The organism is Gluconobacter sphaericus NBRC 12467, from assembly GCF_006539125.1.
In the GTDB taxonomy this organism is placed as follows: domain Bacteria; phylum Pseudomonadota; class Alphaproteobacteria; order Acetobacterales; family Acetobacteraceae; genus Gluconobacter; species Gluconobacter sphaericus.
The window spans coordinates 120,210-134,330 of record NZ_BJMK01000002.1 but is presented as its reverse complement, the minus strand read 5'-3'; the positions used below and the strand labels follow the sequence as shown (position 1 = coordinate 134,330).

The window sequence follows — 14,121 nt, the reverse complement described above, 5'->3', positions numbered from 1 at the left end:
CCAGTTCAAGCATAAAAAAAGGAAATATGCGCGTGACAGAAAATGAAACATTTTTCATAGATATAACTGAAAAAAAATGCCCCATGACCACAGTATATGTCCGGGTGAAACTTGACACCATGACTTCCGGACAGAGACTTGAGATCCACCTTCGCGGAACAGAAACACGGAAGAATGTTTGCGCGTCGGTAAAGGCACTCGGCCATACAATTCTAGAAAATTCACCTGTTACTGGCAGCCAAAATCTTTACTACCTGACCGTTAAACATTGCTAGAAACAAGTACCAGGGCATCGCTTCCGTCCCTGTAATAAGCGCGACGGATCCCGGCTTTTACAAAAGAGCACTTCTCATACAGCGCAGCTGCCTGATTATTACAGACTGCTACCTCCAGAAATACTTTACCTTTACCCAGAACGTTCTGCACCAGAGCCTGTCCTATGCCGCGGCGCCGGAAATCCGGGTGTACGGCCAGGGTCAGGATTTCCGTCTCGTCCAGAATGGACCGTGTAAGAATGAAGCCGACGGGAACAGTGTCTATCACGGCAAGCGTCGCTTCAGTCCCTGGACCTGAAAGCAGGGCGGCAAATGAAGTTGCGTCCCAGACTTCTCCGCCGCGAAATGTGACTTCATGCAGCGCTGCAAGAAGCGACGCACATTCGATCCCCATGACGCGTAACTGAAAATCCTTTTCAGGACTGTTCACAGTGGCGCAGACCTCAGGCCGGCAGCGGGGGGCTTAGCTTCAGGAGGGTCGACATAGAGCGGCATCAACGGACCGGGCGTAACGCCCAGCGCCGCCTGCAGAATGCCCAGCGCATCAGGGGTCTCGCAGGGAAGCACTGGACAGGGCCAGTCGGTCTTTTCAGAAACAGCGTCGCCCGTCACGCAGGCCCAGCCTGCGGGATCAAGATCGGCAGTCTGACTGGCGGTGACAGGACCATACGGCGGATCCACGAAAACCCGGCCACGACGGGCGATACTGACACAAACGGCGTCCGGACGGGCAAGCGTGGCACGGATGGCCGCACCAAGCGTGACGCCGATCGTGGGGCAGTTCCAGCCGGCCGCCAGTCCTGCTGCCAGCGACAGGGACGAGCGCAGGCCCGTGAACGAGCCCGGACCGATGACGGCGACGACGCGATCTGGGGGCGTGGTCCAGTTGCTCTGCGTCAGGAGGTCACGGATGGCGGGGGCGAAATGTTCAGAAGCGCCGCGACCGGCCATCAGTTTTTCTGCGACGACATGCCCGTCCTGAACAAGCGCCACCAGACTGGTCAGACCAGTACCGGCCCCTGCCCCGTTGAAAACAACTGTCCTTACAGACACAGACACGCTTCCCCGAAGTCCAGACGGGGCGCACGCTGTTCGGCATGATCGGGGGCGGGTTCGTTTTCTGCCGGATAGCCCAGCCCGACAAGGAAGTTCACGCGCCAGCCGGTGGCGTTCAACAGCGTGTCCTCGACCATGAAACAGTCAAAGCCGGACATCGGCATGGCGGACAGGCCCAGCATCCGGGCGGCCATGATGAGATAGGCACCTTCAAGCGTGCCGTTGCGAAACGCCGTTTCATCGGAAAGGCCCACATCAGCGGCAAACCAGTCGCGCAGGCCCTCCTGCGGGTTCAGCCGGGGCAGCGCCTCAAAAAACAGCGGATCATGGCAGACAACAGCCAGAACCGGAGCGGCCATGGCGCGAGCCACATTTCCCGGCGACAGCGCGGGGCGGATGCGCTCACGGGCATCCTGCGTCGTCAGGAAAACGAAACGACCCGGCGAGCAGTTACCGGATGTCGGCCCCAGCTTCACCAGATCGTACAGACGGCGCAGGACATCTTCCCCGACCGGGCGCGGCGAAAAACTGCGCGGCGTCCGGGCCTGCGTGAACAGGGCTTCCGCGCCCGGAACCGGGGCGCAATCAGGGGCTGTCTGGCCGTCCATGGTTCAGTCCTCGACCTGTTCGACCGAGACGACTTCGGGAACATAGTGCCGCAGCATGTTCTCAACGCCGTGCTTCAGGGTCGCGCGGGAGGACGGGCAGCCGGAGCATGCGCCCTGCATGGCCAGATAGACCACGCCGTCCTTGTAGCCGCGAAATGCGATGTCGCCGCCGTCACCGGCCACGGCAGGCCGCACGCGCGTGTCCAGCAGGTCCTGAATACGGCTGACGACTTCGGCATCCTCGGGAGCAACGTCATGTTCCGGAGCGGACTGCGTTCCCGAAAGAACCGGGCGGCCACTTTCGAAGAAGGTCGTGATCGTGCCCAGCACGATGGGCTTGAGATCGCCCCAGCTGATGTCGTCAGACTTCGTGACAGAGACGAAATCGCCGCCAAGGAAGACGCGGCGCACGTTCGGCTGGTCGAACAGCGCGGTCGCCAGTTCGGAGCGTCCGAGAGCGACATCGGCATCACCGAAATCAACGGGCCGGGCATCGCCGGTCACGCTGCGGCCGGGCAGGAATTTCAGGGTAGCGGGATTGGGAGTGTCTTCGGTCTCGATGAACATCGTGGTCATGTCCTTGCGTTCCAGTCCGCCCTGACATGTGCCACTTCGCCCCAAGGTGCAAGTGTCGGGACTACATTGGTCCGACTTCCCGTGTTTTTACGGCAGGCCGGGTGTTTTCAGACCTGCTCGCTCTGCCCCTCGGTTTTCCTTGCCGGAGAAGGGAGTCCACGGGGCAGGATGATGGTCGCGCGTAGGCCGCCATAGCCTCTCAAGGCATCTCCACGCCCCAGAACCAGAGAGCCGCCCTCGCGAGCGATTTCACGCTGAACGATTGCAAGCCCTAGGCCGATTCCCCCTGTGGTGCGCGAGCGCGACCCTTCCAGACGATAGAACGGGGTCAGGACGCGTTGGTATTCACTTTCGGGGATGCCGGGGCCACTGTCACTAATGGAGATCTCCAATGCGCCGTCCTCGCGGGTGCGGAGAGTGGCGAGGACATTGCCGCCGTAATTGATGGCGTTTTCGATCAGGTTTGACAGCACGCGCTTCATGGCGAGCGGACGGACATGGAGCAGAGCGCGGTCCGGCCCTTCGTAACGGGCCTCGTGCCCGCGATCAACATGATCATCCACAAGGGTTTCGAGCGTAGCGACAATATTGATGGTACGAGGCACTTCCGGATCATCGGCGCCAGCGAGATACGCCAGAATACCGTTCACCATGGCTTCCATTTCGTCCAGATCGGCCTCGATGGCGGCCTGTGCTTCGCCGTCACTGAGAAAGCCACAGCGCAGGCGCAGGCGGGTTAGAGGCGTCCGCAAGTCGTGAGAGACGGCTGCCAGCGCCTGTGTGCGATCATTGATGAGGCTCTGGATGCGGTCCTGCATAGCGTTGATGGCGTGGGCCAGCCCGCGGACTTCGGGCGGTCCGCGTTCGGCCAGCGGCACCCATTTCTCGCTGGAGCCGATCCGATCCGCCACCGAGACCAGGGCGCGGAGCGGCATACTGAGGCCGCGGATCAACATGGCCGCCGCAATGGCTACTGCGCCTGCTGCGATAGCGGCCGAAGCCAGACCACGCGTGACGCGGTGATGACCGAGCATGCCTGGCACACGGAAATGGATGTAGCTTCCATCCGGCAGGCGCTGAGAGCCCAGCACATCCGCACTTCCCGGCCCAAGCGTATACAGTTCCAGATGGGCCTGTTCGAGAATGGGATCGTCTGCGGTCAGACGCCTGACGAGCTGCGTAAGTGCAACCGGGTAGTGCCCCGGCAGCGCAGGCGTGATCGAGGCTGGCTGCCACGCCACGCTGAGTTCACTGCCCGAAAGCATCACGGCCAAAAAGGATCTCTGGCTGACGGGCGCTGCGGCGAGAACGCGAAGATCCGTACTCAGCGCCTCGCCCAGCTGGGCGATACGCACGTCATCAACAATGTAGGTCTCTGCCTGACCGTAGAAAATGGCATTCGTGAGGAACACCAGTGTCACTGCGACGGTCAGGACAACGCAGACGCGCCCGACCAGCCCCAGCGGCCACATCAGAATGCGATGCTGGATGTTCAGACCCGTTCAACCTCGGCCACGAAGATGTAACCCAGACCGCGCACCGTACGGATCAGCTGATCGGCGTCAGAGCCCAGTTTGCGGCGCAGACGGCTGACGAGAACGTCAATGCTGCGGTCCGACACGTCGCCCAGACGGGTTCGTGACAGTTCCAGAAGCCGGTCACGGGCGATAACCCGCTGCGGATTGTCCAGAAAGCTCGTCAGCAGATCGTGCTCCGCGCCGGAAATATCGACGGTGGCTCCGGACGGGTCCGTCAGTTCGCGACGGCGCAGGTCGAGCGTCCAGCCTGCGAAACGCAGCGTCTCGCGACGCACACGCTCCTGCGGCGCACCGGTAGCGATGCCGCGGCGTAGCACCGCGCGCACACGCGCCAGAAGTTCGCGCTGGCCGAAGGGCTTGGGAACGTAGTCGTCCGCGCCCGATTCGAGACCGTTTACGCGGTCGCGTTCCTCGCCACGGGCTGAAACCATGATGATCGGCACCTGGGCCGGCGAGGTTTCGTTCTCATGCGTGGCCCCCTGCCCGCTGCGCAGCGCGCGGCACAGTTCGATGCCGCTTTTGCCGGGCAGCATAATGTCCATGATGATGAGATCGACGGGGGCCACTTCAAGCGCAGCCCACATCTCGTCCCCGCAGGCAACGCCACGGGCACGGAAACCGCCGCCCTGGAGGGCACGAAGAATGAGGGTCCGCATGCCCGCATCATCTTCGACAACGAGGATACGGGCGGGGAGATCGGGGTCAGAAAGATTTGGCACCATGTCTTTTCCATAGTCTCCACAGGGTTGGCATCACAAGCAACAAATCCTGAAAACAACTGTTCCCGACACTTTAGCGCTCATGACGAAAAGAGATTAACATCGTACAGTACAACACATCACGGCCATGCCCGTTCTGCTGGCCCGTTTCATGCGTTCAGTCGGAGTCGCCCATGTCACGAGTTTCTCCCGGCGTCGTCAGTGGCGCCAGTTATACGGCCTTGATCAAGGCCTGCCACGAAGGGGGCTATGCCCTTCCCGCCATCAATGTCGTCGGCACCGACAGCGTCAACGCGGTTCTGGAAGCGGCTGCCCGCAACGGATCGGACGTCATCATCCAGGTTTCCAACGGTGGGGCGCGTTTTTACGCGGGCGAAGGTCTGCCAGATGCCCATCGGGCCCGTGTGCTGGGCGCGGCGTCCATGGCGCGTCATGTCCATCTTCTGGCGAAGGAATACGGCATTGCCGTCATTCTCCATACCGACCACGCCGACCGCAAGCTGATCCCCTGGCTCGACGACCTCATTACGATGAGCGAGGACGAGTTCAAGGCGACCGGCAAGCCGCTGTTCACGTCCCACATGCTCGACCTTTCCACGGAACCGCTGGAAGAAAATCTTGCGACTTCAGCTTCCATGCTGAAGCGTCTGGCACCGCTGGGAATGGGGCTGGAAATCGAACTGGGCGTTACGGGTGGCGAGGAAGATGGCATCGGCCATGACCTCGAGGAAGGTGCGGACAACGCGCATCTCTACACGCAGCCAGAGGACGTGCTGAAGGCCTGGGAATTGCTCTCCCCGATCGGGACGGTGTCGATCGCTGCGTCCTTCGGCAATGTTCATGGTGTTTACAAGCCGGGCAATGTGCAGCTTCGCCCCGAAATCCTGAAAAATTCGCAGGATGCCGTTCAGAAAGCGACGCAGAGCGGCCCCAAGCCGCTGCCACTGGTTTTCCATGGCGGATCGGGATCCACGATCGCGGAAATCGACGCTGCTGTGTCCTATGGCGTGTTCAAGATGAACCTCGATACCGACATCCAGTTCGCGTTCGCGCATGGCGTGGGCAGCTATGTTCTGAAACATCCGGTGGCTTTCCAGCACCAGATCGATCCCGACACCGACAAACCGATGAAGTCGCTCTACGATCCGCGCAAATGGCTGCGCGTGGGCGAGAAGTCCATTGTCGAACGCCTGGATGAAGCCTTCGAGATCCTGGGCTCCAAGGGTCGGTCCGTCGCCCGCAAATCCTGACAGGAGCAGCCTTCAGGAGGCTCCAGCCTCCTGAACAGGTTTGCCGGATTTCAGGGGCCGGGCGTGGCGGAAGCGAGCTGCGCCTTGGCTACGTCCCGGCTGTCGGGAAGTGCATCCTCCCAACCACCGCCGAGCGCGTTGTAAAGGCGCGTCAGGTTCGTCGCCAGCGTGGCATCGCTGTTGGCGAGGTCAAGCTGGGCGGACTGGAGCTGCGCCTGTGCGTTCAGGACGTTCAGGTAGTTCGTCAAACCGCTGCGATACTGGCTCTGGGCCAGCATGAGCGCCTTGCTATTGTCGTTGACGGCGTTCTGTAGGCCCTGACGGTGAAGCTGCTCGTCACGATAGGCGATCAGCGCGTTATCCACGTTATGCCAGGCCTTGATGACCGTCTGCTGATAGGAAATCGCGGCCGCCTTCTGAGCGTATTTCTTCAACTCAAGCTGACCGTACAGACGACCGCCCTGAAAAATCGGCAAAGAGATGGACGGGCCGACATTCCACGCCCGCGCATTCCAGAAGCCCAGATCACGGAAGGACAGGGTCTGGAAGCCAAAATCGGCGTTGATCGTAACCTTTGGATAGAAATCCGCCGTGGCCTCGCCCACTTCGGCGACGGCACCGCGCAGACGGGCTTCGGCCTCGCGGATGTCCGGGCGGCGATGGGCCAGCTCGGACGGGAGGCCGACAGGCACCACCGGCGGGACGACCGGCACGCCGGCGTTCTTTTCCAGTTCAGTGTTGAGGCTCTCTGGCGGGGCGCCCAGAAGCAGGGCGAGCGCGTTCTCTTCCTGCGCCACGGCCTGTTCAAGCTGTGCTTCCTGACCCTGTGTATCATGCAGGCGGGCCTGTGCGGAATCCACATCCAGTTCCGTCACCAGACCGCCGCGATAGCGGTCCTGTGCGATGCTGGCGATCTGGGTCAGGACCTTGATATTGTCGCGCAGGATCTTCAGGCGCTGCTGGTCGCCGCGCAGGCTCATATAGCCATGCGCCATGTCGGCCTGCTGGGCAATAAGAATGGAGCGCCGCTCCTCGTCCGTAGCCTGAAGATCGGCTTTGGCGGCGTCGTACTGGTGCGCGACACGGCCCCACAGGTCAATTTCATAGGTCGCATCAATCGCGCTACGCCACTGGTTCAACAGCGGAACCGTAGCGCCATCGGCTGCACCCTGAAGAAGCGGACCGACCGAAGCTCCGGCGGTGTTCCCCGCGGACTTTGCGATATTGCCGCCCACCCGGCTGATGATCTCCTGCATTTCCTTGGTGCTGTACTGGCTACGCTGGTACGAGCCCGAAGCGCTCAGGGTCGGGAAGCGCTCAGCCCCGGCCATGATGAGCTGCGCGCGGCTCTGCGCCAGATTGGCAGTCGCAAGGCGGAAAGACAGGTTCTGGTTGACCAGACGGTCTTCCAGCGAGGTGAGTTCCGGATCGTGGAAGATCTGCCACCAGTGGCTGTCGGCCTTCATCTCGCTGACGGTGCTGTCGGGCGCGCCGGCCGCATGATCAGCGTAATGTGCCGGCGACCAGGGCTTGGGCGCATGGTATTCAGGCCCCACCATGAGGCAGCCGGACAAGGTGAACAGGGCGCAGCCGCAAAGCAGCGCGCGGGAAGTGAAGGCTGCGCTCACAAAGAAACTCCTGAGGCGGAAATGATCTTGCGGTGACCGACCGGTTCGGTCAGCATGTCAGGAACTCGACCTGACGGATAGAAGGATCTCTCGCTCACATGACGGGCATCATGGACGACGGCCACGCGGGCAGCGCCGACCCTGGAGGATGCGCCAAGCGCGAACAGATCCTGAAAGGCGCGGGAACGGTCTTTCTGGCGGATGGCTACGAAGGGGCATCCATGTCCCGGATCGCGCAGGTGGCAGGCGTCTCCAAGGGAACGCTCTACAATCATTTTGATGGCAAGGCGTCCTTGTTCTCCGCGTTCTTCGAAGAACAGGTCCGCTGCCGTCTTACACCGATCGAGGCGCTTTCGCGCAGCGATGAACAATCCGTCCGCCTGACACTGATCCGGTTTGCGGAAATAGCGGTCCATATGCTGATTTCCCCGGTGGCGCTGGGGCTGTATCGCATCATCGTGGGCGAGGTCGAGAAATTTCCCAATCTGGCCGACACGTTCTGGCGGTATGGCTTCGACAGGAAGCTCAGCAACCTGACGGAATACCTGACGCGCATCGTGGACCGCGGTGAGCTGGACATCCCCGATCCGCGCCTGTCGGCCGAGCAGTTCATGCTCATGTGCCAGACCCGCATCGTACAGCGCCGCCGTTTCGGATTGCCGGTCGATGACAGCGATGCCGCCATTGCGACATTCGCGGCTTTCACCGCCGACAGCTTTATGAAGATCTACGAACCCCGCCATCAGTGACCGCCACCGGAGGCCTGGGCCTCCTTCTTGCCGTTGGGTGACAGCAGGAAGCACAGAGGCACCACGAACAGCGCGATCACGCCGATCCAGTCGAACACTTCGTTATAGGCCAACATGGAGACCTGCGAGGTAAACTCCTGAAAAAGCCGGTACATCGCGAAGCTGTGCGCCTGTGCCGGAGCCATGCCATGCGCCTGTGCGGCCTGCTGGACGGTAGCGATATAGCTGTTGAACTCCGGGTTCGCCGGGGTCATATGGTCCGTCACATAGGTCTGATGCCGCTGCCGGGTCTCGATGATGGCAGCGGTGGCAAGCGAAATCGCCAGCGAGCCGACATAGTTCCGGGCCATCGAGAACAGGGCCGACGCATCGGAATTCAGCTCACGCGGCAGGGTCGAATAGGCGATCGTGGAGATCGGCACGAACAGGAAGGCCAGCGAGGCTGTCTGGCTGATGCGGTAGAACATCAGGTGCCTGAAATCCATCCCGGCATAGAGGTTCGATGCCTGGAACATGGCCATGCCCATCGCGAAGAACCCGAACGCGATGAGATAGCGCATCTGGATGAACTTCATCAGCCTGCCCACGATGGGAATCAGACAGATCACCGCGACACCGCCCGGAGCCAACAGCAGGCCGGATGTCGTCGCTGTGTAACCAAGAACCTGCTGAGCGAACTGCGGAACGATGATAGCCGAGGCATAAAGCGTCGCACCCACCATCGAAATCAGAAGCATCCCCGTCGCAAAGTTGCGGTCCTTGAGGACCGACAGGCGGACCAGCGGGTTCTTCGCATAGCACAGCCAGACGATTGCCCCGATGACGCCGATCGCCCCCAGAACGGCCATGCTGATAATGAACGGCGAGCCAAACCAGTCGTCATCCTCGCCACGATCACACATGACTTCGAGGCAGCCGAGACCCAGCGTAATCAAGCTGATGCCGACCACGTCCACCTTCTCGCGCCTCTTGCGTTCCCAGGGCGGATCCTCGACGAAGGCCGTCACGGCCATCACCGTCAGGATCCCGAAAGGCACGTTGACGAAGAAGATCCAGCGCCAGGAGAAATTATCCGTTAGGTAACCGCCCAGCATCGGGCCCAGAACCGGCCCGACAATGGTGGCAATGGCCGTCAGACCGAACGCCGCCCCGCGCTTTTCAGGTGGGAACGTGTCGAGAATGATGGATTGCTGACTGGGTTGCAGACCGCCTCCGAAGAAGCCCTGCATAAGCCGGAACACCACCAGCATCGGCAGCGATGTCGCCAGTCCGCACAGGAAGGACGAGACGGTGAACATCGTGATGCAGATCAGGAAGTAGCGTTTGCGACCAAAGAGCCGCGACAGCCAGCCCGAAATCGTCAACACGATGCCGTTCGCGACCAGATAGGACGTCAGCGCCCAGGTAGCGTCGTCGTATGAACTGCCGAGCGATCCCGCGATATGTGGCAGCGCCACGTTGACGATGGTGGTGTCCAGCACCTCCATGAAAGCCGCCAGCGTGACCGTAACGGCCACAAGCCACGGATTGTGACTGGGTTTCCAGTCCTGATGCCCGGCAGTATCGCTCATTTCACATAAACCGTCGGCTCGACAGACAGGCCAAGAGCCAGCGGAAGGTTCGGATCAAGTCCGCTATCCACCACGATCTTGACCGGGATACGCTGAACCGTTTTCACGAAGTTTCCGGTCGCGTTTTCCGGGGGGAAGGCGCTGAAGGATTCACCCGAGCCGAGCTGGATGGAATCCACATGGCCATGCAGTTTGAGCTGCGGATAGGCATCGACCTCGATGTCCACCTTCTGACCCGGACGCATGTGGGTGAGCTGCGTTTCCTTGTAGTTCGCCACGACCCAGACCTCTGGCTCGACGATGGAGAACATCTGCTGACCGGTCTGCACGAAGTTGCCGCGCTCGACGTTACGCTGGGAAACCCAGCCATCATGCGGGGCGCGGACTTCCGTCCATTCAAGGTTCAGACGGGCCTGAGTCAGATCGGCATTAGCGGATGCGAGCGCGGCCTGTTCCTGCGTGACGCGAGCGTCCGCATTGGCCACGTTTTCCTTCACCGGCTCCGCCTGCGTCAGCTGACCCTGGGCCTGCAACACGCGGGCTTTCGCCTGATCCAGCGCGGCGCGGGCATAATCAATGTCCTGCTGCGAAGTGGCAGCGCGGGCCACCGAACGCTGGCGGCGATAGTCGGCTTCGGCCTTCACAAGCTGCGCCTGCGCTGCGGCAAGATTACCCTGCGCGGTGACGAGCTGTCCCGGGAAGTTCTTGTGCGCCACGGCCAGCATGAGCTGGTACGCATCGATATTGGCTTTCGCCTGAGAGACGGCGGCTTCGGCCTTCTTCAGGGACGCAGCATAATCGCGGCTGTCAATCCGCACGAGCAGGTCACCCGCATGGACGAACTGGTTGTCGTTCACCAGAAGCTGCGTAACGTAACCGTTGACGTGGGGCGCAATGGCGATCTTGCGACCAGCCGTGTAAGCGTCATCCGTCTCGATATTGTTGCGGGTCAGGAAAAGATAGGCCCCGATACCCACGAGCACCACAATCACCAGCAGAATCAGCGCGACACGGACAAGGGGATTGCGCTTTTTCTGCGGCTTTCCGTTCTTGTCGGATGTCGTGTCACCCTGCGCGTGATCGGCCTGATCGCCTTGCGCCATAATGTTTGTCTCGCTTTGAAAACAGGTCTGTCAGATCATGACCGGATGTGCTGTGGGGCGTGAAAACCCTCTACTGACCGATCGGTTCGGTCATCCATGGCATATCGTCTCATGGGCTTCAAGCTGGAAAAAACTGATCCGTTTCCATTCTCTGAGACGCACCGTCCCCTACAACCCCGATTGATCCGGAAAGTTTCTCAGACGGGCGAGCCCCTCTACGAAGCGCTGCCGCTCGCCCTCACCCTGGGCCCCCTCCCCCAGCCGCAGCAACCAGGACGGATGGGCAAGCGCCAGACGCCGGACGGCATTTTCGCCAGTTCCCACGGTCCATGACGTCCCGCGAACATCCGACATCGCCATGCCCGGCCCGTCCAGCGCCCTGAGTGCCGTGGCCCCCAGCGATACGATGAGTTTCGGACGAATCAGCGCAATTTCCTGCTCCAGCCAGGGGCGGCAAGCCGTCACATGCTCCGCATGCGGGTTCTGATGGATGCGCCGGCGCCCTTGAAGACGGAAACGGAAATGTTTGACGGCATTCGTCAAATACAGCGCACTACGATCGACCCCGGCCTCTCCGAGCGCCTCATGCAGAAGCTGTCCTGCCGGACCGACGAAAGGACGCCCTGCCAGATCCTCCTGATCGCCCGGCTGCTCTCCGACGACCATGATGCGTGCGTTGGCTAGCCCTTCCCCGACGACAGCCTGCGTCGCCGAACAGTGTAGCGGGCAGGACGTGCAGGTGCGGATCCGGGCCGCCAGTCCGTCAAGGCTCTCCGGCAGGTCAGGCAAGAATTCCACCGGACGCTCCTCACGGGACCGCAGCCGCTCATGAAAAGCCGGGGCGGGCTGGAGCTCCTGCTCGGCCATCGCCCGGACCCGCGCTTCCGCACCCGAGACAAGCTGCGGGATCAGGCGGGTTTCAGGCAGGTCTTTCCAATAACGGCCCGGCATTTCGCGGCGCATTGCTTTCGTACGGACGCGGGCGGGATTGAAAGTGGAGGCGTAATAGGTGTTCCACAGATCCCCGAACCCGTCGTCCAGTTCCGGCTGCTCACAGGCTTCCGCAGAGTAGGCAAGATCCTTGCCGTTCCAGCAGATCGAGCCACGCGGGGTAAGGATCATCCAGTCCATATCCGTGAAGCGCTTCGAAAAGAACGGGGCGATACGTTCAAGGATATGATGCTGCGGCTCGAACCATGCGAGAAAGCGTCGCCGCCCCTCCCCTTCATCCGATTGTACTGGCTGTTCGCGGAAGCGGACAAAAGCCATCATCTTGTGACAGTCCTGCCGGTTCTGCCTCACCATGATCCGGGCTTTGGCGATATCGGCGTCGGTCGCCACATCCAGGAGATGCGGATTGCCCTGCACCCGCCAGGCGATCCGGTAGGCGAGCGCGAACCGGCCGGGATCGGAATGGCACAGCATGTCCCGCAGCAGCGCAATACAGGACGCCCGCAATGTCACGGTTTTCGCAAAAGGGGCCGCCGTCAGCGCCTCCATCCCGTCGTCCGTGTCCGCGAGTTGTCCGAAAAGATCCGTCTCGCCACCCCGGATGCGCCAGTCGATGGCTTCGGGCGGGATTGCGCACTGCAATGCCGCGCGGGCCATCTCCCGCCAGGGCTCAAACGCGGCACTGTCCTCAACCATGAGGACGTAGCGCGTCACAGAAGGCTCATCTGCTGGGGCGCGGGGCTGAACAGGCTGCGCAGGTCATGCCGGTCGGTCAGGCGAGCGGGACTCCAGCCCGGCGTCTGCACGAAGGGACGCACCTTACGGATGGATACATTCAACCGTGCCAGATCCTCCAGCCGTACCGCCTGATGCCGCCGTGCCCTGAGAATGGCCGCCACGGCCTTCACCCCCAGCCCCGGCACCCGCAGCAGCATTTCTTTCGATGCCCGGTTCAAATCAACCGGAAACAGCGCCCGGTTATCCAGCGCCCAGGCCAGCTTGGGGTCCAACTCCAGATCGAGCATCCCATCCGCGCGACCGGCCGTCAGTTCTCCAAACGCAAACCCGTAGAACCGGAACAGCCAGTCAGCCTGATAAAGCCTGTGCTCACGCTGAAGCGGCGGGCTTTTCGCGGGCAGAAGGGCCGAGGCGTCGGGAATGGGGCTGAAGGCGGAATAATAGACGCGACGCAGCCCGTAAGAGCCATAAAGATTGGCGCTGCTGGCGAGAATATCCTGATCGGACGCGGCATCCGCCCCCACGATCATCTGTGTGCTCTGCCCCCCCGGCGAGAAGCGCTCCGCCCGGCGACCGGTATGGCTGCGGTCCTTACCCGCGTCGATCTTCAGGCGCATTTCACCCATCGCCTGCCGGATACCGCTCGCCTTTTTCTGCGGCGCGTACTGTTCCAGCCCGGCGACGGTCGGCATTTCAACGTTAATCGACAGGCGATCCGCATAGCGCCCGGCTTCTTCCAGAAGACGCGGTGATGCGTCGGGGATGGTCTTGAGATGGATGTAGCCCCGGAATCCGTGTTTCAAACGTAGGTCCCGCGCCACCTGCACAAGCTGTTCCATCGTATGGTCGGACGAGCGGATGATGCCCGAAGACAGGAACAGCCCTTCGATGCAGTTGCGCCGGTAGAACTCCAGCGTCAGCCACACGACTTCCTCGGGCGTAAAGCGGGCACGCTCCACGTTCGAGGACGAGCGGTTGATGCAGTAGGCGCAGTCGTAGACGCAGAAGTTGGTCAGCAGGATTTTGAGCAGCGACACACAGCGCCCGTCCGGCGTGTACGCATGACAGATTCCGTTCCCGGTCGTGGAGCCAATGCCGCCGCTTTTGGCCGAATCCCTGCGCCCCGACCCGCTCGACGCGCAGGACGCATCGTATTTCGCCGCATCAGACAGAATCGCCAAGCGCTGGGAGAGGGATTTCTTCATACTGCGTTCTTATTTCGTTCCAGAGTCTGGAGCGCAAGAGAAAGCGTGAAATTAACCAGTTTTTCCCGATTTTTCGTTATTTTCGGAGGGCTTTTTTTAACGATCCGGATTCAGCTTCCGTTAACTACTCCCCCCTATCCTGAGGACGCAAACC

The 14,121-nt window shown here is 61.3% G+C and carries 14 protein-coding genes; 3 read left to right on the top strand and 11 right to left on the bottom strand.

The features are described from left to right. Positions 1 to 26 precede the first annotated feature (26 nt). Complete coding sequence (locus GSP01_RS02715) at positions 27 to 275, top strand: sulfurtransferase TusA family protein (protein ID WP_141350428.1); 249 nt, start codon at positions 27 to 29, stop codon at positions 273 to 275. Here the strand turns inward: GSP01_RS02715 and GSP01_RS02710 are convergent. The 6 genes from GSP01_RS02710 to GSP01_RS02685 all read right to left on the bottom strand — a co-directional run bounded on the left by GSP01_RS02710 (position 262) and on the right by GSP01_RS02685 (position 4,775). Then, entirely contained in the window at positions 262 to 669 is a 408-nt protein-coding gene (locus GSP01_RS02710; protein ID WP_141350646.1) for a GNAT family N-acetyltransferase, read from the bottom strand. The two genes, GSP01_RS02715 and GSP01_RS02710, sit on opposite strands and share 14 nt — an antisense overlap. A gap of 32 nt (positions 670 to 701) precedes the next feature. Next, complete coding sequence (tsaB, locus tag GSP01_RS02705) at positions 702 to 1,328, bottom strand: tRNA (adenosine(37)-N6)-threonylcarbamoyltransferase complex dimerization subunit type 1 TsaB (protein ID WP_141350644.1); 627 nt, start codon at positions 1,326 to 1,328, stop codon at positions 702 to 704. Further along, positions 1,319 to 1,939, bottom strand: coding sequence for a malonic semialdehyde reductase (locus tag GSP01_RS02700; RefSeq protein WP_141350426.1), 621 nt, complete (start codon positions 1,937 to 1,939; stop codon positions 1,319 to 1,321). Before GSP01_RS02700 ends, tsaB begins: the two co-directional genes overlap by 10 nt. 3 nt (positions 1,940 to 1,942) lie before the next feature. Next, positions 1,943 to 2,506: a NifU family protein gene (locus GSP01_RS02695; RefSeq protein WP_141350642.1), complete on the bottom strand. Its 564-nt coding sequence runs from the start codon at positions 2,504 to 2,506 to the stop codon at positions 1,943 to 1,945. A 116-nt stretch (positions 2,507 to 2,622) separates the two neighbouring features. Beyond that, positions 2,623 to 3,987 carry an ATP-binding protein gene (locus tag GSP01_RS02690; RefSeq protein ID WP_141350424.1) on the bottom strand — a complete coding sequence of 455 codons (1,365 nt, stop codon included), beginning with the start codon at positions 3,985 to 3,987 and terminating at the stop codon, positions 2,623 to 2,625. A gap of 20 nt (positions 3,988 to 4,007) precedes the next feature. Continuing rightward, on the bottom strand, positions 4,008 to 4,775 hold the full coding sequence (locus tag GSP01_RS02685) for a response regulator (protein WP_141350422.1): 768 nt from the start codon (positions 4,773 to 4,775) through the stop codon (positions 4,008 to 4,010). A 170-nt stretch (positions 4,776 to 4,945) separates the two neighbouring features. Between GSP01_RS02685 and fbaA the strand changes: the two genes are divergently transcribed. Then, the gene (gene fbaA, locus GSP01_RS02680) at positions 4,946 to 6,022 is read left to right on the top strand and encodes a class II fructose-bisphosphate aldolase (RefSeq protein ID WP_141350415.1); all 1,077 of its coding nucleotides are present in this window, start codon (positions 4,946 to 4,948) and stop codon (positions 6,020 to 6,022) included. A 50-nt stretch (positions 6,023 to 6,072) separates the two neighbouring features. Here fbaA and GSP01_RS02675 read toward each other — a convergent pair whose 3' ends face one another. Continuing rightward, positions 6,073 to 7,650: an efflux transporter outer membrane subunit gene (locus GSP01_RS02675; protein ID WP_141350412.1), complete on the bottom strand. Its 1,578-nt coding sequence runs from the start codon at positions 7,648 to 7,650 to the stop codon at positions 6,073 to 6,075. A 98-nt stretch (positions 7,651 to 7,748) separates the two neighbouring features. Here GSP01_RS02675 and GSP01_RS02670 point away from each other — a divergent pair, with 98 nt between their 5' ends. Then, positions 7,749 to 8,399: a TetR/AcrR family transcriptional regulator gene (locus GSP01_RS02670; protein ID WP_141350410.1), complete on the top strand. Its 651-nt coding sequence runs from the start codon at positions 7,749 to 7,751 to the stop codon at positions 8,397 to 8,399. On the opposite strand, the gene GSP01_RS02665 is transcribed toward GSP01_RS02670, so the two are convergent. From GSP01_RS02665 to GSP01_RS02650, 4 genes are all read right to left on the bottom strand, one after another. After that, a complete protein-coding gene (locus GSP01_RS02665; RefSeq protein WP_141350408.1) occupies positions 8,393 to 9,970 on the bottom strand; it encodes a DHA2 family efflux MFS transporter permease subunit in 1,578 nt (525 codons plus the stop codon). The two genes, GSP01_RS02670 and GSP01_RS02665, sit on opposite strands and share 7 nt — an antisense overlap. Beyond that, a complete protein-coding gene (locus GSP01_RS02660) occupies positions 9,967 to 11,073 on the bottom strand; it encodes an HlyD family secretion protein (protein WP_141350406.1) in 1,107 nt (368 codons plus the stop codon). The genes GSP01_RS02665 and GSP01_RS02660 overlap by 4 nt, the downstream gene beginning before the upstream one ends. Before the next feature lie 168 nt (positions 11,074 to 11,241). Beyond that, a complete protein-coding gene (locus GSP01_RS02655; RefSeq protein ID WP_255320851.1) occupies positions 11,242 to 12,738 on the bottom strand; it encodes a UdgX family uracil-DNA binding protein in 1,497 nt (498 codons plus the stop codon). Continuing rightward, positions 12,735 to 13,967: a putative DNA modification/repair radical SAM protein gene (locus GSP01_RS02650; protein ID WP_141350404.1), complete on the bottom strand. Its 1,233-nt coding sequence runs from the start codon at positions 13,965 to 13,967 to the stop codon at positions 12,735 to 12,737. The genes GSP01_RS02655 and GSP01_RS02650 overlap by 4 nt, the downstream gene beginning before the upstream one ends. Positions 13,968 to 14,121: the final 154 nt, after the last annotated feature.

What these genes read in the sequence shown, in the direction of transcription:
- GSP01_RS02715 (WP_141350428.1), top strand. Translation starts at nt 27, where the DNA reads ATGCGCGTGACAGAAAATGAAACATTTTTCATAGATATAACTGAAAAA.
- GSP01_RS02710 (WP_141350646.1), bottom strand. Translation starts at nt 669, where the DNA reads ATGGGGATCGAATGTGCGTCGCTTCTTGCAGCGCTGCATGAAGTCACA.
- GSP01_RS02700 (WP_141350426.1), bottom strand. Translation starts at nt 1,939, where the DNA reads ATGGACGGCCAGACAGCCCCTGATTGCGCCCCGGTTCCGGGCGCGGAA.
- GSP01_RS02695 (WP_141350642.1), bottom strand. Translation starts at nt 2,506, where the DNA reads ATGTTCATCGAGACCGAAGACACTCCCAATCCCGCTACCCTGAAATTC.
- GSP01_RS02690 (WP_141350424.1), bottom strand. Translation starts at nt 3,987, where the DNA reads ATGTGGCCGCTGGGGCTGGTCGGGCGCGTCTGCGTTGTCCTGACCGTC.
- GSP01_RS02685 (WP_141350422.1), bottom strand. Translation starts at nt 4,775, where the DNA reads ATGGTGCCAAATCTTTCTGACCCCGATCTCCCCGCCCGTATCCTCGTT.
- fbaA (WP_141350415.1), top strand. Translation starts at nt 4,946, where the DNA reads ATGTCACGAGTTTCTCCCGGCGTCGTCAGTGGCGCCAGTTATACGGCC.
- GSP01_RS02670 (WP_141350410.1), top strand. Translation starts at nt 7,749, where the DNA reads ATGACGGGCATCATGGACGACGGCCACGCGGGCAGCGCCGACCCTGGA.
- GSP01_RS02665 (WP_141350408.1), bottom strand. Translation starts at nt 9,970, where the DNA reads ATGAGCGATACTGCCGGGCATCAGGACTGGAAACCCAGTCACAATCCG.
- GSP01_RS02660 (WP_141350406.1), bottom strand. Translation starts at nt 11,073, where the DNA reads ATGGCGCAAGGCGATCAGGCCGATCACGCGCAGGGTGACACGACATCC.
- GSP01_RS02650 (WP_141350404.1), bottom strand. Translation starts at nt 13,967, where the DNA reads ATGAAGAAATCCCTCTCCCAGCGCTTGGCGATTCTGTCTGATGCGGCG.